Source organism: Ralstonia sp. NFACC01, from assembly GCF_900115545.1.
Lineage (GTDB): Bacteria > Pseudomonadota > Gammaproteobacteria > Burkholderiales > Burkholderiaceae > Ralstonia > Ralstonia mojiangensis.
Window position 1 is genome coordinate 88654 of sequence record NZ_FOWV01000002.1, and the last position, 18203, is coordinate 106856.

An 18203-nucleotide genomic window follows, 5' to 3' on the forward strand; every position below is an offset into this window, starting at 1 on the left:
CAGTTGATCCTAAGCAAGGGCGCCGATCGCGTACAATCTCGGCTGCCCCGGATTGACAACTCCGTTCGGGCAGTCCATCGGCCGCCGGGATGACCCCGCCAGCCAGCGCCCACGCCATGGGCGCATTCATCACTTCTCCCTTTCGGTTTTTGCCCGTGAGTACGCTGCAGCAGGAGATCCGGCGCCGCCGGACGTTCGCCATCATTGCCCACCCGGATGCGGGTAAAACCACGCTCACCGAGAAACTGCTGTGGTTCGGCGGCGCCATTCAGATGGCCGGCGCCGTGCGTGCGCGCAAGGCCAACCGCCACGCCACCTCCGACTGGATGGAGATGGAAAAGCAGCGCGGCATCTCCGTCACGTCGTCGGTGATGCAGTTTCCGTACCGGAATGAGGGCGGCGACTACATCGTCAACCTGCTCGACACCCCGGGCCACGAAGACTTCTCGGAAGACACGTACCGCACGCTGACGGCCGTCGACTCTGCCGTGATGGTGATCGACTCCGTCAACGGCGTGGAAGCGCAGACCATCAAGCTGCTCAACGTCTGCCGCCTGCGCAGCACGCCCATTCTCACGTTCATCAACAAGCTCGACCGAGAAGGCCGCGCGCCCATCGAGCTGCTCGATGAAATCGAAAGCGTGCTGCAGATCCAGTGCGCGCCGATGACGTGGCCGATCGGCATGGGCAAGTCGTTCAAGGGCGTGTATCACCTCGTGAACGATACTGTCCAGCTGTTCGACCCGAATGCCGACAGCGAGAAGGGTGCCACCGCCGGCCTGATTCAAGGTCTGGACAACCCCGAGCTGGACCGCGTCCTGGGCTCGCAGGCGGAAGAACTGCGCATCGACATCGAACTCGTGCGTGGCGCATCGCACACGTTCGACAAAGAGGCCTTCCTGGCCGGCAAGCAGTGCCCGGTGTATTTCGGTTCGGCGGTGAACAACTTCGGCGTGCAGTCGCTGCTCGATGCGCTGGTTGACCAGTCGCCCGAGCCGCTGGCACGCCCCACCGAAACGCGCGAAGTCAAGCCGATGGAAGAGAAGTTCACCGGCTTCGTCTTCAAGATCCAGGCCAACATGGACCCGAAGCACCGTGACCGCATTGCCTTCGTGCGCGTGTGCTCGGGGCGCTTCGAGCGCGGCATGAAGCTGCTGCAGGTGTCGACCGGCAAGACGGTCGCCATCAACAACGCCATCACGTTCATGGCGCAGGATCGCAACACCACGGAAGAGGCATTTGCCGGCGACATCATCGGCGTGCCCAACCACGGCACGATCCGGCTAGGTGATGCCTTCACGGAAGGCGAGGCGCTCAAGTTCACGGGCATCCCGTCGTTTGCGCCGGAGTTCTTCCGCCGCGCGCGCTTGAACAACCCGCTTCGCCTGAAGCAGTTGCAGAAGGGTTTGCAGCAACTGGCCGAAGAAGGCGCCACGCAGATGTTCCGCCCGCTGGCATCGAACGATCTGGTGCTGGGCGCCGTCGGTATCCTGCAGTTCGACGTGGTGGCGCACCGCCTTGAGCACGAATACGGCGTCGATGCCATCTTCGAACCGCACGAATGTTCCACGGCCCGCTGGCTGCGCGGCAAGCAGGAAGATATCGACAAGCTGATCGACAAGGCTGGCCACAACGTGGCCCTGGATGGTGCGGGTGACTACGTGTACCTGGCGCCGAGCCAGGTGAACCTGCGTCTCACGCAGGAGCGTTTTCCGGATATCCAGTTCATGGAAACGCGGGAAATCGTCTAAGCGGCAAGCAGCAAAAGGAACGGGGCCATGTGCCCCGTTTTTTATTGACCTGTTCGGCGCGCCACCGGGCAAACCGCTTCAAGCTGGCGGGCACCGGTGTCGGCGTTTCGCGGTGAGAATTGCAGGAGCTGCTGCGTCTGCGGGTCTGCGCCGGCCACTTTGACCGTGATCGGCTTGCCTGTATGGAACAACGCGTAGAAGCGCGCCCGCGACTTCACGTCACCCCCGGCATACGCTTCCATGTCGGACACCTCAATGCGCGCGGGGATCGTCAAACGGAGGGGGCCGGAAGCCAATTGGATGCGGACGGCCTTTCCGTTTTGCTCCGGTTGCGCGTTCGTGAATACCGCCACGTGGAGCCGCTTGTCGTCGCAGTTGGCGTAAAAGCTCAGGCCTTCGGTTTCGTAGCCGCCGTAAGTCAATGACTGTGCGACGTAGGACCAGCTTGCGAGTTCTTCTTCGGCGGTTTCCGTGGTGGCAGCCAACGCGGAAGTGGTCAACAAGGTGGCGATGGCAGCAATGGACAGGACGCGCAATTCGGAGCCTCTCACGAGCGATGAAATCCGGCGCGCAACGATGCCGAAATGCCGCTGAAAAGTCCATGCAGCAGACAATTCAAAGGCCGTCCCCGCGGCGTTGTCGCTGTATCCGCACCCGTACCGCATCCAGTCCGCTGCCTGCATCCAGCACCGCATCGTCCGCAAACACACCTTTCGCCAGACGTGCCAGCGTGCCGCCGCCCGGCACCTCCACCGCCATGCGTGCGCCGCGTTCCAATGCATGCTGAAGCGTGTCATGCCACAACACCGGCCGCGCCATGTTCCACGCCAGGTCTTCAACGATGAGGTTCGCGCGGAAGAGCGCACGGGCGCGACTGCTGCTGACGTAGGTGAGTTGCGGCGTGTGGGCCGTGACCTTTGCGGCGGCGGTCGCCAACTCGCCGGCCTGTGCGTTAAGTAGCGGGCAGTGCGACGGCACTGCCATGCACAGCCGCGTTGCCGTTGATGCGCCCGCGCTTTGCGCGCGCGTCATGACTTGCGTGAGCGCCGCATCGCTGCCCGCCACGACAATCTGCCGTTCCGCATTCAGGTTGGCGACATAGGCTGGCGTGGCCGCCGAGTTGACCTGCGCAACGATGGCAGCGACCTCCGGTTCAGTCAGTCCGGCCGTGACGGCCATGCCGTAGCCGCTCGGATATGCGTCTTCCATCAGTTGGCCCCGCAGGCGAACCAAGCGCAGTGCATCGGAGAAATCAAGCACACCCGCTACGACCGCTGCAGGCCACGCGCCGATCGACAGGCCGGCCACCATGTCGGGCGCGGCGCCCTGACGTGCCAACGTACGCGCCACCGCAACACCGGCAATTAGCAGGCAGAGTTGGACGGCCACGGTCGACCGCAGCGCCTCTGCCGCATCCAGCGTGAGCGGATCCGTACCGAGCACGTCGCCCGCTTCGGCCAGGGTCTGCACGACGGCCGGATCGACAGGCAACGCGTGCAGCATGCCCACGCGCTGACTCCCCTGGCCAGGAAACATGAAGAGCACGCTCATGCGAGTTCGCTCCACGGGTCTGCCACGAGGTGGGGGCCGTGATCGGTCTTGAGCAAGGTCTGGCGGGGCGAGGTCAGCCAGTCGCGCCACGCGAATCCACCGCGCCCGGTGTCGATCTGCAGGTCGACGCGGCATTCGGTTTCGGCCAGTACGTGCAGGAGCTGATCGCGCTGCGCGGCTGACGGTGCGTGCGGCATGCGCACAACGAGGTCGAGATCGCTGTCCGCATGCAACACCGGCAAACCGCTGGCGAGCGCAAAGCCGGCGCCGCCCGTCGGCCCCCACCCCCAGCCGAGTGCATTGAGTCCGGGCGCCAGCGCGCGCAAAGTGCGCAGCGCAGCGAACGGTGCGTCGTGGGCGATGGAGACGGCTTGCGCTGCCAACCCCTCGGGCGAGACCACGCGCGTGACGCTGTTTGCGGCTACCGTCGCTGCGCAGCGTTCATGCCGCGCGCCGCCGCGCAGGCCGACCGGCACGGAACCATCGGTGCTGCGCGGGGCGCGTCGCACCACGACAGGCGCCCCTTGCCGGTATGCCGTGATGGCCCAGTCCGGCAAGGGTGCGCCATCCGCCGCCATGGGTGTCTCAGACACCCAAAGCAGATCGTGCGCGCGCAGTTGCGTCTGTGTCATCGCAGCAATGCCTGCGTGGCCAGGAACAGGATCGATGGTCCGAGCAGGCACCCGAGGCCCGTATGGAACGTCGCCACCAGGGAGCCGTACGGCACCAAGCGCCGATCCGTGGCGGCCAGACCCGCCGATACCCCGCTGACCGTACCCGCCAACCCGCCGAACACCATGGCAGCGCGCGGGTTGTTCAAGCCCAGCGCCTTGGCCGCGAACGGCGTGCCGACCATCACCAGGATCGCCTTGACGAGGCCTGTCGCAATCGACAGCGCCATCACATCGGAGGTGGCACCGAGCGCCGCACCGGTCACCGGCCCGACGATGTACGTGACGGCACCCGCGCCGATGGTGGTAACGCTCACCGCATCGGTGTAACCGAAGGCATAGGCAACGCAGGCGCCGACGATGAACGGCAGCACCGTTCCCAGCAGCAGCGAGATGGCGCCGATCATGCCCGCCTTGCGGGCCTCGGTCACCTGCACTTCAAAGGCCGTGGCAACGATGGCGAAGTCGCGCAGCATTGCCCCGCCCATCAGGCCGATCCCCCCAAACAGCTTCAGGTCAGCCAGGCCGCGTTCGCCACCGGTCTGGATGCCGCCCCAATAGGCGAGCACCAGCCCGATCATGATGGCGATGGCCGAGCCGTGCACGCGCCCGAACGTCAGCTTCTTGGACACCCACATCGACAGGCCCATGACGATGCCGACCAGCGCGAACGCCGCGACCAGTCCGTTGTGCTGCAGAACTTTCTCTAGCATTGACAGCATGGTGGGGCTCCTTAGGCGCGGGCTTGTTCGGATTCAGGCAGTGGGGGCAGGGGGCGCCGGTCTTCCGCGTTGCCTGTGCGGTTGATGAGGGCAATGCAGACACCGCACACGAGCACCGCGCCGATGGCGCCCAGCAGTGCGACAGGGCCACCGCGCAGTGCCGTGACGACGTTCTGTGTGGCAGCCATCGCCACCACCACGGGGATGTACATCGCGCCCCAGAACGAGACGCCCGCCTCTGTGGCGGCAGGCATGAGCCCGTGCCTGTGCAGATAGAGCCGCGCGAAGATGAGCAGCAGCATGGCGATGCCCACGCCGCCCACATTGGCCTTCACGCCGATGGCCTGGCCGAGCAGGTCGCCCAGGAAGAGGCCGGCGATATGACATAGCGCCAGCAGGGTTGTACCGTAGATGATCACGTCTTTGTCTCCTGAAGGAACGGCGATGGGTCGCCTGTTGTGGTGTTTGGTGATCGAGGGTTGAGGACTTTGTTTTGCTTTGCTGGTGCATCCTTTGTTTCATCCCCCGCCGGGGCTGAGTCACTTTCTTTGTCTTGCCAAAGAAAGTAGGCAAAGAAAGGCGCGCTCGAGATGGCGAAAGACTCCTTGAATTTCTGTCGCAGGGAGGGAGAGGAGGCAAACTCGCTTCGCTCAAACAGCCTCCTCTCTTCTTCCTCCCTGCAACACAAATTCAAGGCGCCATCTAGGGCAGGTACGGCCAAACCATCTGGGCGCATGTGCTCGCGCCGCGATGTGCCTCCTATTTGTTATGCGCTTTCTGGCTGCGTGTTCCATTGCTCGCGCAGGCGTTTGCGTACCTCTGAGGACGCGCTGCGCAGCGGTGCGCCCAGGCGGCCTTCCAGCCCGCGCGAAGGGTCGGCTGCGATATTGACCAGCGCCGCTGCAAGCGCCGTCTGCACGGTATCGATGTCACTTGCATCTGGCGCGTCGGCGGACTTCACCTTCAGCAGTTTCCACAGCAACCCGAGCGATGCGAAGCTGGCAATGTCGTACGCCATGGGCGGAATCTCTTGCGCGAGGCGTTCCAGGTCGGCAACGGAGCGCAGCGTTACGCGCGCGGCAGCGGCCTTGCCCATCGCGTGCACCATCACGTCGGCATCGTCCAGGGCGAGTAGGCGGTTGGCCTGGTAGCCGTGCGCCAGCAAGGCGCCCGACATGGCACGACCGACGATAAGACCGATTACGGGGTGGCCGGCCAATCGGGCGGCCGCGTAGGCATCCGCCGCCGCAGCCAGTGCGAGGTGGATGCCGTAGGCCTCTTCCCGGCGCCCGTAGGCCTGGCTTGCTACATCGATGACGGCGACGATGGCGCGCTTCTTTTCCTGCCCCGCATCCGCAGTCATGGCATCGCGCACGGCACGCGCGAGCTGCCAGCCTTCGATGAGGCTGACTTCACCGTTGCGTGCGCGGGGGAAGCGGTTCTGGGCATCGGGCACCACGGCGATGTAGCGCGCGGGCTGACCTGCCAGCACGGCATCGACGACTTGCAGCGTGCTGCCGTAGCCCGCCACCGGCGTGCCGCCGGCAAGCGCGCGCATCCAGGTCGCGCCGCGCGTGGAAAGTTCGTTCTGGCTCATGCGGCGTCCTTTGCGTAGTGCGTGCGCACATCTTCGGCCGTGGCTTGGCGCGATGTGTCGACGGCGTTGAGACGTTCGAGGTAGTGATCGATCTGCTCGCTGCGCTGGTGCTTTGGCGCGCCGGCACGCAGCCACTCGATCACCTGCGCGCGGATCGTGACGGAATCGTCTTCAATGCAGACATCGGCCAGGCCGGTGGCGGCGCGTTGCTCTCCACCGGTGAGGCTCCAGATGAAAGGGCGATCGCGCGAGTCGTATTCTTCAATGCCGGCTTCCTGCTCGATCACCTGCGGGCCGTTCAGGCCGAGGCGTGCCTCACGTGTCATCAGCAGGTAGCTGCACAGGCCCGCGGCGATGCTCATGCCGCCAAAGCAGCCGACCACGCCCGCCGTGATGCCGATCACCGGCCCATACTCGCGCAGCGCACGGATGCCCGCGTGGATTTCAGCAATGGCGGCCAGGCCCAGGTTGGCTTCCTGCAGCCGCACGCCGCCGGTTTCGAAGACGATGACGGCGCGTGTGGGAATGCCGTTGCGATTGTCTTCTGCCGCCAGTTCCAGCGCGCCCGCAATCTTGGCGCCGGACACTTCGCCCATGCTGCCGCCCTGGAATGCGCCTTCAATGGCAAGCACCACGGCGGGCTGCCCGCCCAGCGTGCCGCGTGCCACCACCACGCCGTCGTCGGCCTGCGTGACGATGCCCTGGCGCGGCAGCCACGGCGAGGTCAATTGCTCGAACGGATCGAGCAGCTCGCGGAAGCTGCCGGGGTCGAGCAGGGCAATGGCGCGTCGGCGCGCATCGCGTTCGATAAAGCTGTCGCGTTCAATCGGATTGCGTGACATGGCTTCTCCTCAAGATTGCGCGAGTGCTTCGAGCGCCTGCTCAAGCCGCAACCGCACCACGGCCGGTGTCGCGCCGAAATCGTTGATGATGATCTTGGCCGCCGGCCACGCGTGCGAGCCGAACACACGTGCAAGCTGCGCCTGCCATGTCGCGCTCATGCCATTGACGGACGTGGTGATGGCCACGTCGATCTGCCCGGCGCTGCCCGGGGTCAGCAGCACTTCAAGGTCGCCCGAGCCGACTACGCCGGCATACGCACGGCGCCCCGCGGGTGCACCGCCGGTGAACTGAAAATCAAGATGCTCCATGTTCGGTTTCCTGATGAGCGGATTCGATGTCGGACGCTGCGTGCGCGTTTGCGGGCAAGCGGTCAAGGAAGAGCGCGGCGGCCAGCAAGTCGGCTGCGCCGCCGGGCGACACGTGCAGCGCCAGCATGTCTTGTTCAAGCGTGCGGAAAGCGCGGCGGCCTTGTGCTGTTGCCAAGCCGCCTCCTGCACGCACGGTGGCGGCGCCCGTTTGCACGACGTGCAGTGCCTTGGCGCCGCCGCGCGCGAGCACACAGGTGTCGTCCAGCGCGGCCATGACGGCAAGCAATGCATCCACGCGTGCGTGGTCTTCGCGAATGCCGGCCGCACGCGCCTCGCGCAGCGCCGGCAGCGCCACCTTGATCACGTGCGGGAAGCCGGCACAGGCCTGGCCCTTGGCACCGCCGACGCCGTAATCGTTGCAGGCGCGCTCGCCTTTGTGGCCAGTCGAGACGGGGGCAAAGCGATCGGGAATGTTCGCCAGGCGCGCGGCGCGGCCCGCAACAGCGGCCGCGTTTAACGCATGTGGCGCCTGGCTCGCAGCCGTGACCAGCAGGCCGAGCGCCCAGATGGCGCCGCGGTGCGTGTTGATGCCACCTGTGGCATCGAGCATGGCCGCTTCACCTTCGCGCCCCAGGCGGCCGATGCGCTCGCGCAGGGCAAGTTGCGCACCGGCCTGCATTTCGATTTGCGCGCCGGCCAGCGCCATGGCTTCAAACGCTGGGCGCAGCGTCTGCGCGGAATGCACCATCAGCGTCCAGTCCAGATCGTGATGTGCGCCGTTGCCACGCACATCCACAAGACCGGGCTTGGGCGACAGCGTCACCTCGTCGATGAGGGCGGACTCGACCAGCGCGGCTAACCGCTTCGCACGCGCTTTCTGGCTGGCCGGCAGAGGCCGTTGCAATGTCTTCTCCATTACCAGCTCCGGAAGCGTGCGGGCGGCTCGTACAGCCCGCCGGACCATTCGACCAGGTCGGCGATGCTCTTGGCGGCGAGCAATTCACGGCTGGCATCGCTGCGGCGCACGTCGAGGTCTTCGGGCAGGGCGATCAGGCCGTCGCGGCGCATCTGCGCGGTCTTGGACGTGTCGTGGCGCAGTCCAATCGACGTGACGCCCGCCACGACGGCAATCATGGCGCGCCGCTCTTCCAGCGAGCGGGCCTTGTAGAGATACGCAATGCCGTCTTCGGTCAGCAGGTGCGTGACGTCGTCGCCGTAGATCATGATGGGCGCGAGCGGCATGCCGCTTTGCTTGGCCACGGCCACCGCGTCGAGCGTATCGACGAAGGTCGGTTTGCCGCCTTCCTGGAACGTCTCGACCATTTGCACGACGAGCTTCTTGCCGCGCTCGAGCATCGTCACGGGTTCGGTCATGTCCAGCCACGCCGGCGTGGCGTGACGGCGGCCGCGCGGGTCGTGACCCATGTTGGGCGCGCCGCCAAAACCGGCCAGCCGCCCGCGCGTGACGGTGGACGAATGCCCGTCGCCATCCACCTGCAGCGTCGCGCCAATGAACAGGTCCACCGCATACTGGCCGGCCAGCTGGCACAGCATGCGGTTCGAGCGCAGCGAGCCGTCACGCCCGGTGAAGAACACATCGGGGCGCGCGGCCACGTAGCGTTCCATGCCCAGCTCGGTGCCGAAGCAGTGCACGCTTTCCACCCAGCCGGATTCGATGGCCGGGATCAACGTCGGATGCGGGTTCAGCGTCCAGTTGCGGCAGATTTTGCCCTTGAGGCCCAGGCGTTCGCCGTACGTGGGCAGGATCAGCTCGATGGCGGCGGTGTTGAAGCCGATGCCGTGGTTGAGCGACTGCACGTTGTGCCGCTGGTAGATGCCGCGAATGGCCATCATTGCCATCAGCACATGCACGGGCTTGATGAGGCGCGGGTCGCGCGTGAAGAGCGGCTCGATGTAGAACGGCTTGTCGGCCTGCACGATAAAGTCGACCCACGAGCCCGGAATGTCCACACGCGGCAGGTCGGCCGGGTCATCGACGATCTCGTTCACCTGCACGATCACGATGCCATCGGAAAACGCGGTGGGCTCCACCAGCGCGGGCGTGTCTTCGGTGCTCGGTCCGGTGTAGATGTTGCCGTCGCGGTCGGCCTTGAAACCGGCCACCAGCGATACGTTCGGAATCAGGTCCACCACCAGTCGTGCATACAGCTCGATGTAGGTGTGGATGGCGCCGACTTCCAGCAGCCCGTCTGCCAGCAACTGGCTGATGCGCAGGCTCTGCGGCCCGGCAAACGAGAAATCGAGCTTGTGCGCGATGCCGGCTTCGAAAATGTCGAGGTGTTCGGCCCGGCTCACGCTCGGCATGATCATGTGCAGATCGTGCAGGCGCTCGGGGTTCACCTTGGCCAGCGAGCGCGAGAGGAAATCCGCCTGCTTCTGGTTGTTACCTTCCAGCACGACGCGATCGCCCGGGGCGAGCAGCGCTTCGAGCGCGGCGACGATATCGCTGGTGGGAATGACCTTGCCGTTGGCAATGCGCCGGGCTGCAGTCAGGCGGCGTTCTTTCTCGTCGCGCCGGCGGCGCCATTGGGGCGGGATGGGTGCGTTGGCCCCGTTTGCCGATTGGGTGGGCATCGGTTGCATTGGGTGGCGTCTCCAGCCTTGATTGATTTGATGCCCTGTACCGTAGGCTGTAAAAAGGTGCACTTCAATCAACCTAGGCGCGGCTTCATTAACTTGAAGTTAATGAAACAATGGCCAATTCTGATAGCAGCGCGCCGCCAGAACGCGCCCGGAGGAACCCCTGCCATGGCAATCGATGAAGACATCACCCTGAAGAAGCTCGAGGTCTTCCAGTCGTTCATGACGCTGGGCAACATGGCCCGCGTGTCGGAAGCGCTCGGGCAAAGCACCGTGAGCGTGCACCGCGCGCTGCATTCGCTGGAAGAAGGGCTGCGCTGCCCGCTGTTCAAGCGCGACGGCCGGAAGCTGATTCCGCTGTCGACCGCCTATGTGTTTGCGGAACATGTGGAGCGCATCCTGGCTGAGTGTGAAGCTGGTGTGCGCCGCACGCGCGAAGCGGCCGGGTTTTCGTCAACGACGCTGAAGATCGGCGGGCTCTATTCGATGACGGTCGGCACGTTGCCGCGCATCTTTGCGGGCCTGAAGACGCGCCGCTCCGCGCTCGACATTGAACTCACGCTGGGCTCGAACCGCAGCCTGCTTGCCAAGCTGGAAGACGGCCAGCTCGACGCCATCGTCATCGCGCTGGGCGAGCCGCTGCGCAATCCCGATCTGCTGACCGTGCCGATGTTCGACGATGAGATTCTGTTTGCTGCACCGCTCGCCTCGCCGTATGCGTCGTCCGCGGAGATCGACTTGCAAACCGTGCGCAGCGAAAAGTTTGTCGCACTCGGCGACGATTTTGCGACGTACCACGACTTCATGGCCGCCTTCGACAAGGCCGGCTTTGCGCCGCAGATTGCCCTGCGCGTGGGCGACATCTTCTCGCTCATGAACCTCGTGAGCGGTGGCATCGGCTACGCGCTGCTGCCGCGCCGCGTGGCCGATTTCAGCCCCAAGGTGCAACTGATTCCCCTGGCCGCGCGCTATGCGATCAGCCAGCACATCGTGCTGGTGATGCAGCGCAATCGCGAGCGCGATCCGAACCTGCTGGCGTTATCGGCGGAGTGTCGGTTGCTGGGGGGCGAGGTAGCGCGGGTGTAAGGGTGGGCGAGCCCAGGCAAGCCGTGGCACCGATGCTGCAACATCGGCACGCAGACCTCATACGCCTGGGTCGCCCATGAAGTCAGCGTGGTTGGTCCGGATGTTCTGACGCAGGCGTCGCGCATGTATCGCACGTGTTGCCCGCGGCGTTGCGGCTGAACACTGCGCGCAGGAATTCACGCGCAGACAGCACGCCTTTCTGATATTCGCTAAGCGCGTCGCCAGCCGGTGAGTTGGTGGCGTGGGAGATCGAGCAGGTCACGGCATTCCTCTTCATGTGATGAACGGAACCGCGCCCAACCCTTGGGAGGGGTGGGCGAGCACAGGCAGGTTTGGAACACCGAGACATAACGATCGGCACGGCCGAAGCCGTACAAGCCTGGCTCGCCCAGGAAGGAGACGAAGCCAAGCCATAGCGGTTGAGGACAAGCACCTATGCTCGGCGCTTGCCCGTTATGCCCGAGGGTTCCAAGCCTCGATCGCTTTCTCTATGGCACGGAAAACGATGGCGCAGAGTGTACCGATGGCTGCTTCGTCTGAGCAGGGGCGAAACTATAAATCAGAATTGGCGTATGACCAGCCGAGGCCCGTCACACTTGGAAGCGTTGGAATCGAACGGGACAGGCGATAGGTCTTTTCGCGTGATGAATTGGACCGCTGGTCAACGGTTTAGCGCTGTCAGACATCTACGCTCACAGACCGCTCGACAGTAGCCATCCCGCCAGCCATCAACCGCGAAATCCTACCTTCCTCAATGTCGAGAATGACTTTGATCACACTTGGAGATGGGGGCTGCATCAATTGCCCTTGTTCTATTGTCATCGCCCGGTTCTTGACGCCCATCTTCTCGTATAGAAAGCAAGCCAAGGGGCCTGCTGCTGTTCCGGTTGCAGACTCTTCATCAATTCCGAATCTTGGCGCGAACATTCGCGTTCCCGCTTGGCGACCAGCAGTCCTCGTCGATGTCGAAAAGAGGTAATAACCGATCAGGTTGAGCTCCTCGCTGATCGCCTCGATAGCCCGTTGATTTGGGCGGACCGCAGCGACGGAGCGTTCGTCGGGCAATGCAAGAATAAGGAAGCTATTGCCCGTGTTGACCACCATCGGGTCTGCAGTGCGATAGATTTCCGCAGGCTCCACCCCGATCGATCTTGAAATTCTTGAGGCGAGATCGGATTCCCGCTTGATGGGGTGATACACGGGCGGCTGCTGCTCCATCAAGATGATGTCACCGTCAACGAGAATGGTCCTGCAGCCATCAATCGTTTCTTTCGACAGCGTCCCATTGCCGACCCTGCCGAGTCTCCTAAGCAGCGAGAAGGTGGCAATCGTTGCGTGCCCGCAATGGGCAATCTGGCGCGTTGGCGTGAAGAACTCCAGTTTGATCGTCGCTATGCTCGACTTCGACACGAAGGCTGTTTCTGACAACCCGACTTGCCGCGCAACCTCCAGCTTCTGGCTCACGTCAAGTGCATCAGCATCAATCACAACACCTGCCGGGTTCCCCCCGCTTTCTCTATCAGTCAACGAATTAACGATCTGCACATCGATTTGCATTGATTCTCCACACGCTCCAAGCACGCAATATCTGCCGAAATATCGTGCGGATTGTCGACCATCTGAGAGTAGGCGTCGAGCATCGAAAGCAGACCGATTGCCGCTATCCGCAGCTACTGCCGCAGGCCAAACAATCCCTGCCAGAACGACTCGAACGCGCTTGAGTGCCGCTGGGGCGCAGTCGCTTCATCGGGTTGGATCGTCGCTTCACTGTCGGGCGGTTCGGTGGCGGCCACGCTGTCGCGCCGTGCTTCCTGCATGGCCCACACGCTGTCGGCAATGCGCGCGGCGAGTTCTGCATTGCAGTCCCGACCCAGCAGCACGCCGAACAGGACGTCGCGATTGTGGCCCTCGTCGGCAAAGCGCATTGCGATGGCGACCATCTTTTCGTAATGCTCCTGCGCGAGGCGTTCGCGCTCGCGTTGCGCCTCTCGTTCCTGTGCTTCCTGCGCATCACGCTCGGCTTGCCAGCGCTGCATTTCCTGCGCGAAGACCTCGTCATAAACGCGGCGCTGTTCAGCGTCGGAGAGGATGGCGTAGGCTTCGCGAATTTCCTGGAACGCCGCATAGGCCTCGGCTTCGCGGCCAGGGTTGCGGTCGGGATGCCACTTCATCGTGGCGCGGCGGTAAGCGCGCTTGATTTCGTCCAGGGTCGCGTCCGGCTGCACGCCGAGTGTCGCGTAGATGGTCGTCATGTGCGGTGTGGCTGCTGCCGGGGGGAAGGTCATCCTAGCATGGGGGTGTGTGCGTGCTGACCGGCCACCCGCCTGCGTTACAACATGCTGTCGAACCCGGTTGCATCAACGCATTCTCACGTATATAGTTAGCCAAATGGATAACAATGGAATTGCGCTAGACGCGGTATTTCACGCGCTTTCTGACCCAACGCGCAGGGCAGTTATTCAGCGGCTCGGCGAAGGGCCCGCGACGGTGAGTGAACTGGCAGAGCCATTTGACATGGCGCTGCCGTCGTTCATGAAGCACATGCGGGTGCTGGAAGGCGTCGGGCTGGTCCGCTCGGAAAAGAGCGGCCGAATCCGGACGTGCATGCTCGAGCGCAAGAAGCTGGCCGCAGCCGAGCGCTGGTTTGAGCAACAGCACGCGATCTGGGCGAGCAGGTACCGCAATCTGGACAACCTCTTAGAGAAACTCCAAGGAGAAAACAATGAAGGCTGATCTTCGGTTTGATTTCCTCATCGACATGCAAAAGAGCAGCCTCACCGTGAGGCGAGAGTTCGCGGCAAAGCGCCAGCTTGTGTGGGATTGCCATACGAAGCGCGAACTGCTCGATCAGTGGTTTGCGCCCAAGCCGCTCGCCACCAAGACCAAGCATATGGAATTCAAGGAAGGCGGCTACTGGCACTACGCCATGATCACGCCCGATGGACAGTCGTTCTGGAGCCGTCTGGACTATCAGAAGATCAACCCGATCGATGGCTATGCGGCCCTTGATGCTTTTTCTGATGAAGCCGGCGCCGTGAATCCGGATATGCCCCGCGCCCGCTGGGATGTCACCTTTGCCGATGCGGACGAACGCACCCTCGTCACGACTGTGGTGCTGTACAACTCGCCGGAAGACGTGCAAAAAGTCATCGACATGGGGATGAAGGACGGCATGACCTCCACCATGGAGCGGCTCGACGAACTGCTGCTGACCCTGGCTGTGCCGGACGCGCTGGCTTAAGGCGGCACTCGCAGATGAAAACGCCCCGACTTGTTCGGGGCGTTTTGCGTTGGCCTCGGGCGGTGCGCTTCAGGTGACGGTCAATGTTCCATTCATCGTCTCGTGGCCCGAGCCGCAGAAGATGTCGCACAGGAAATCAAACGTGCCGGTCTTGTCGGGTGTGAGCGCCAGCCGCACGGTCTGCCCAGGGCACGAACGCCGCAGGGGCGCACATTGCCTAGCGCGCCTGAATCTGCACCGCAGTCCCAAGCTTGCCGGACACCACCGGTGCAATCACAAGATACCGGCGCGTGTTGCCAGCGTCCGCGTTGCCAGGCGTGACCACCTGCCGAATCTGCCCGATCGAGTTGACGATGGCGCCACCGGCCGGGTTGGTCATGAAGCTCGCCAGGGTCTCAAGCGGGCCGCTGCCATCCGCATTCTGTGACAAGGCAATCGCATAGGGCTGCTTCGGCTGCAATCCGGTCACCGATGCCTGGAACACCTGGACGAGCCCCTGATCGAACAGCGCCACGCTGGTGGGGGCCGCCGATGCGTCGGACTTGTCTGCGGTGGCCGGCACGAGTGCGAGATGGCTGACCTGCCCCGCTGTGCCAAGCGGTTGCAGGTTCTCCGTGCCGTTGCCATCAGGCACAGCGTTCGGCACGTACGTCAGCGCCTGCGGTGCCTGCCCAATCGGAACAGTCGATACCACCTTGTTCGTCAGTGTGTCGATGACGGCCAGTGCGTCGTCATTCTCCAGGCCGACATAGATGCGGGTGCCGTCACCGGACGGCCATAGACCGTGCGGAAGCTTGCCGATGGGAATCGTCGCGACCCGTTCGAAATTGTCGGTCCGGAATACCTTGACCTGGTTCGTGCCGCCAATCGTCACATAGGCAAACGTGCCCTTGGCGTTATGCGCGAAGTTGACGTGGTTGGTGATGGGCCCGGCCTCGAACGACGTGATCGCATTGAACGGCGGGCGGGCGTTGAATACCTGCACCTTGCCGATGTCCTTCAATGTGAACCACACCTGCTTGCCATCCGGCGTGGCGGCAATGTTGGGACAGAACGGCGATTCCTGTTTGATGTGTCCCACGATCTTGTGATCGGCCGTCGAGATCACGACCGTTTCCGGATTGAACGATGAGCACACGTAGCCGTACTTGCCGTCCGGCGAGAAGATCGTCATGCCGGGGCCCGCCGGTACGGTAACGCGCGCATTCTCTGCATAGGTATTGGCATCGAGCACGGCGATGTAGTTTTCGCCGCGCACGGTCACCCAGACCTCGCTGCCATCCGGCGTGTAGAACGCTTCGTGAGGCGAGCGGCCAACATACGTGGTGTGTTTGACGGCGTTGGTCTGCGTATCGATGAACGTGACTGAGTTGGAGCCGATGGAGACCACCGCCAAGGTCCGGTGATCTGGCGAGAAGCCCATGCCGTGCACCAGCACCTGTCCGCGATAGAGCGGGCTGAAGTTGCCGGGCGCAGGATCGCCCAGCTTGATCACACCCAGGAGCGTGTTGCTGGCGGGGTCCGTGACGGACACCGTGTTCGAGAATTGCTCGGCCGCGTAGACGCGATCCCTGTGGCTGATGGGAATGTCAGGCGAGGCAAGGGATGCGGGTGCCTGCCCGGCGCTGGCGCTCGCGGCGCACGTGATGGCCGCTGCGGCAAGCGCCGTGGCAACAAACAGTCGGTTCTTCATCGGTCTTTCTGTTGGGGGGTGGTGGTGTGGGCGTGATGCGCCGCATGGGATGCGGGCGCAGTCGTTGCGGAGGCCGGGCGGAACTGCGTGGGGACCGGTGCCGACGGGGGCGGCGGCTGGCCAAGCGCCAAGCGCATCGCTGCAATCTCTTGCTGTTGCGCGACGACGATTTCCTGCGCGATGCGGCGCAGTTGTTCGTTCTGGCCGTAGCGCAGGTAGGCCACGGCCATGTCGATGGCGCCCTGGTGATGTGGCGTCATCATCGCGACGAAATCCTGGTCGATGTTGCCGCTGGGCTTCGGGGCCATGCCGTCCATCATCTTTGTCATGGCGACATCGTTTTCGGCGAGGAAGGCCTGCTCGCGATTGGCCTGTGGCGGTGCTTCCTGCGCAACTGCAGCGTGCGCTCCGATGCCTGACATGAGTGTGAACACAGCAAACAGCAACGTGCGTAGGCGACGCTGCGAACGTGACGACATATGGGTCCTCCAGAGTGCGGGTCGATGGCGTGCTAGCGGAGTAAACACCGTAGGCCGACGGTTTATTCCCGCGCGTCGTAAAGAATGTGTATGCCGCTGCAAGCACGTCATGCGTGCATCCTGTCAATGAAAACGCCCCGAACAGGTCGGGGCGTTTCACTTCGCTTTCTTCTTTGCTCTTTGCGCTTCAGGTGACGGTCAACGTTCCATTCATCGTCTCGTGGCCCGAGCCGCAGAAGATGTCGCACAGGAAATCGAACGTGCCCGTCTTGTCGGGCGTAAGCGCCAGCCGCACGGTCTGCCCCGGCACCACGTCGGCACGCACGTTGAAGTCCGGAATGGCAAAGCCCATCAGGATGTCTTGCCCAGTCAACTCGAACACCACGGGCACGCCGCGCTTGAGCGTGATCTTGTCTGGCGTGAAGGTGAACTTGCGCGCGTGCACGCGAATGACCGTGGGGCCCTCGCCGTGCGCAACACAGGCGAGGGCCGCACCCGCCGCGAGCACGGTGAACTGACGCAGCGCCAGTCGGCGCTTGGGGTTGTGTGCAATGAGAGGGCGCATGTCAGGTGGTCTCCGGCGTCTTGGCGGCAGTGGCTTCGCTGTTGGGTTGGATCGGTTGTTCGGCCAGCGCCCAGGTGGTGGCGTCCTGCTTGCCGTGCTCGGTGATGCTGCGCCAGCCCAGGCCGCGATAGGGCGCTGCGGCATCCCACGGGACCGGGTTGCGTTTTGCCTGCGATCCCGGTGCGGGGGGCGCGGGCAGCGGGAACATCAGCGAGCGCGCCGAGTGGTGGGCAATGTGCCCGGTCATGTGGTGGTGTTCCTGGTGGATGTGGCCGTAGAACACCGTCACGTTCGGGTGCGGCATCAGCAAGTCGATGACCTGCTGGCCATCGCGCGTGGCCCAGTCCCATTGCGGGTACAGATCGAACAGCGGCCGATGCGTGAACACGACGATGGGCGTGTGCTCGGGCACGGAACGCACATCCGCCGCCAGCCACGCGAGCTGTGCCTCCCCCACGCGCGCGGACGGGTCCGACACGTTGTCGATGGCGATGAAGTGCACGCCCTTGTGATCGAATGAATAATGCGTGCGGCCGAAGAGTTCGATATAGGCCTCGCCGTTGTCGAGCGAGGCATCGTGCTCGCCCGGCATGTAATGCACCACCGGCACCTTGATCTTGGCGGCAATGTCGCGAAACTCGGCCAGGCGCTTGCGGCGCTCGGCAGGGTCGTCGCTGATGTGGCTGAGGTCGCCCGTGAAGATGACAAAGTCCGGCGCGGGCGACAACGCATTCACCGCCGCAATCGCCTTGGGCAGCGTGCCTTGCGAATCCGGATTGGGCGCGCCCTTGAAGCCCCAGTGGGTGTCGGATAACTGCACGAAGTAGAAATCGTCCTGCTTGGTGCCGGCGGCGCGCGTGGTGGCCGCCATCGCATGCCAGCCGGGCAGGCCGGATGCGTACACCAGACCGCCGACCGCGGCCAGTTGCAGGAACTGGCGTCGTCCGGGTTGCTTGCTCATGGGTGTCCCCTGCAATAGATGACCGAGTTGGGTAGCGGCCCAGCGCGATGGAAATGAAGGAAGCGCCGGTCCTGCCTGTCATACCGGCTGGGGTGCCCGCGTATTCCATAAGATTCGCGTTTTCACAAAATTTC

At 63.7% G+C, this 18203-nt stretch carries 20 protein-coding genes and 1 pseudogene; 4 read left to right on the forward strand and 17 right to left on the reverse strand.

Features of this window, described 5'->3' with window-relative positions; genetic code table 11:
* Positions 1-155 precede the first annotated feature (155 nt).
* A complete protein-coding gene (locus BM136_RS05045) occupies positions 156-1751 on the forward strand; it encodes a peptide chain release factor 3 (protein ID WP_004632461.1) in 1596 nt (531 codons plus the stop codon).
* 41 nt (positions 1752-1792) lie between these two features.
* On the opposite strand, the gene BM136_RS05050 is transcribed toward BM136_RS05045, so the two are convergent.
* The 10 genes from BM136_RS05050 to mdcA all read right to left on the reverse strand — a co-directional run bounded on the left by BM136_RS05050 (position 1793) and on the right by mdcA (position 10047).
* The gene (locus BM136_RS05050; protein ID WP_254775614.1) at positions 1793-2434 is read right to left on the reverse strand and encodes a hypothetical protein; all 642 of its coding nucleotides are present in this window, start codon (positions 2432-2434) and stop codon (positions 1793-1795) included.
* Complete coding sequence (mdcH, locus tag BM136_RS05055; protein WP_092970832.1) at positions 2367-3302, reverse strand: malonate decarboxylase subunit epsilon; 936 nt, start codon at positions 3300-3302, stop codon at positions 2367-2369. The genes BM136_RS05050 and mdcH overlap by 68 nt, the downstream gene beginning before the upstream one ends.
* Entirely contained in the window at positions 3299-3934 is a 636-nt protein-coding gene (locus tag BM136_RS05060) for a malonate decarboxylase holo-ACP synthase (protein WP_092970833.1), read from the reverse strand. Before BM136_RS05060 ends, mdcH begins: the two co-directional genes overlap by 4 nt.
* The gene (gene madM, locus BM136_RS05065; RefSeq protein WP_092970834.1) at positions 3931-4695 is read right to left on the reverse strand and encodes a malonate transporter subunit MadM; all 765 of its coding nucleotides are present in this window, start codon (positions 4693-4695) and stop codon (positions 3931-3933) included. Before madM ends, BM136_RS05060 begins: the two co-directional genes overlap by 4 nt.
* Before the next feature lie 11 nt (positions 4696-4706).
* On the reverse strand, positions 4707-5114 hold the full coding sequence (madL, locus tag BM136_RS05070; RefSeq protein WP_092970835.1) for a malonate transporter subunit MadL: 408 nt from the start codon (positions 5112-5114) through the stop codon (positions 4707-4709).
* A 347-nt stretch (positions 5115-5461) separates the two neighbouring features.
* On the reverse strand, positions 5462-6292 hold the full coding sequence (mdcE, locus tag BM136_RS05075) for a biotin-independent malonate decarboxylase subunit gamma (RefSeq protein WP_092970836.1): 831 nt from the start codon (positions 6290-6292) through the stop codon (positions 5462-5464).
* Positions 6289-7134 (reverse strand): biotin-independent malonate decarboxylase subunit beta, encoded by an 846-nt coding sequence (locus BM136_RS05080; protein WP_092970837.1) that lies wholly within the window; start codon positions 7132-7134, stop codon positions 6289-6291. Before BM136_RS05080 ends, mdcE begins: the two co-directional genes overlap by 4 nt.
* A gap of 9 nt (positions 7135-7143) precedes the next feature.
* Positions 7144-7443 carry a malonate decarboxylase subunit delta gene (locus tag BM136_RS05085; RefSeq protein ID WP_092970838.1) on the reverse strand — a complete coding sequence of 100 codons (300 nt, stop codon included), beginning with the start codon at positions 7441-7443 and terminating at the stop codon, positions 7144-7146.
* Positions 7430-8359, reverse strand: coding sequence for a triphosphoribosyl-dephospho-CoA synthase (locus tag BM136_RS05090; RefSeq protein ID WP_092970839.1), 930 nt, complete (start codon positions 8357-8359; stop codon positions 7430-7432). The genes BM136_RS05085 and BM136_RS05090 overlap by 14 nt, the downstream gene beginning before the upstream one ends.
* Positions 8359-10047, reverse strand: a complete 1689-nt coding sequence (gene mdcA, locus BM136_RS05095) for a malonate decarboxylase subunit alpha (RefSeq protein ID WP_092970840.1) — start codon at positions 10045-10047, stop codon at positions 8359-8361. The genes BM136_RS05090 and mdcA overlap by 1 nt, the downstream gene beginning before the upstream one ends.
* 165 nt (positions 10048-10212) lie before the next feature.
* On the opposite strand from mdcA, the gene BM136_RS05100 reads away from it, so the two are divergent.
* On the forward strand, positions 10213-11130 hold the full coding sequence (locus BM136_RS05100; RefSeq protein ID WP_092970841.1) for a LysR substrate-binding domain-containing protein: 918 nt from the start codon (positions 10213-10215) through the stop codon (positions 11128-11130).
* A gap of 678 nt (positions 11131-11808) precedes the next feature.
* On the opposite strand, the gene BM136_RS05110 is transcribed toward BM136_RS05100, so the two are convergent.
* Both BM136_RS05110 and BM136_RS05115 read right to left on the reverse strand, forming a co-directional pair.
* On the reverse strand, positions 11809-12687 hold the full coding sequence (locus BM136_RS05110; RefSeq protein ID WP_092970843.1) for a PhzF family phenazine biosynthesis protein: 879 nt from the start codon (positions 12685-12687) through the stop codon (positions 11809-11811).
* A 113-nt stretch (positions 12688-12800) separates the two neighbouring features.
* The gene (locus BM136_RS05115; protein ID WP_175537082.1) at positions 12801-13382 is read right to left on the reverse strand and encodes a J domain-containing protein; all 582 of its coding nucleotides are present in this window, start codon (positions 13380-13382) and stop codon (positions 12801-12803) included.
* Positions 13383-13518: 136 nt separating this feature from the next.
* Between BM136_RS05115 and BM136_RS05120 the strand changes: the two genes are divergently transcribed.
* Complete coding sequence (locus tag BM136_RS05120) at positions 13519-13863, forward strand: ArsR/SmtB family transcription factor (RefSeq protein ID WP_092970845.1); 345 nt, start codon at positions 13519-13521, stop codon at positions 13861-13863.
* Positions 13853-14371, forward strand: a complete 519-nt coding sequence (locus BM136_RS05125) for an SRPBCC family protein (protein ID WP_092970846.1) — start codon at positions 13853-13855, stop codon at positions 14369-14371. The genes BM136_RS05120 and BM136_RS05125 overlap by 11 nt, the downstream gene beginning before the upstream one ends.
* A gap of 69 nt (positions 14372-14440) precedes the next feature.
* Here the strand turns inward: BM136_RS05125 and BM136_RS25570 are convergent.
* The 5 genes and pseudogenes from BM136_RS25570 to BM136_RS05150 form a co-directional block, all read right to left on the reverse strand.
* A pseudogene (locus tag BM136_RS25570) lies at positions 14441-14560 on the reverse strand (cytochrome c oxidase subunit II); the annotation flags it as partial.
* Between the two features lie 28 nt (positions 14561-14588).
* Positions 14589-16064 (reverse strand): YncE family protein, encoded by a 1476-nt coding sequence (locus BM136_RS05135; protein WP_092970848.1) that lies wholly within the window; start codon positions 16062-16064, stop codon positions 14589-14591.
* Complete coding sequence (locus tag BM136_RS05140; protein ID WP_092970849.1) at positions 16061-16543, reverse strand: DUF305 domain-containing protein; 483 nt, start codon at positions 16541-16543, stop codon at positions 16061-16063. Before BM136_RS05140 ends, BM136_RS05135 begins: the two co-directional genes overlap by 4 nt.
* Before the next feature lie 187 nt (positions 16544-16730).
* Entirely contained in the window at positions 16731-17108 is a 378-nt protein-coding gene (locus BM136_RS05145; RefSeq protein WP_092970850.1) for a cupredoxin domain-containing protein, read from the reverse strand.
* A gap of 1 nt (position 17109) precedes the next feature.
* Entirely contained in the window at positions 17110-18069 is a 960-nt protein-coding gene (locus BM136_RS05150; RefSeq protein WP_092970851.1) for a metallophosphoesterase family protein, read from the reverse strand.
* Between the last annotated feature and the right edge of the window lie 134 nt (positions 18070-18203).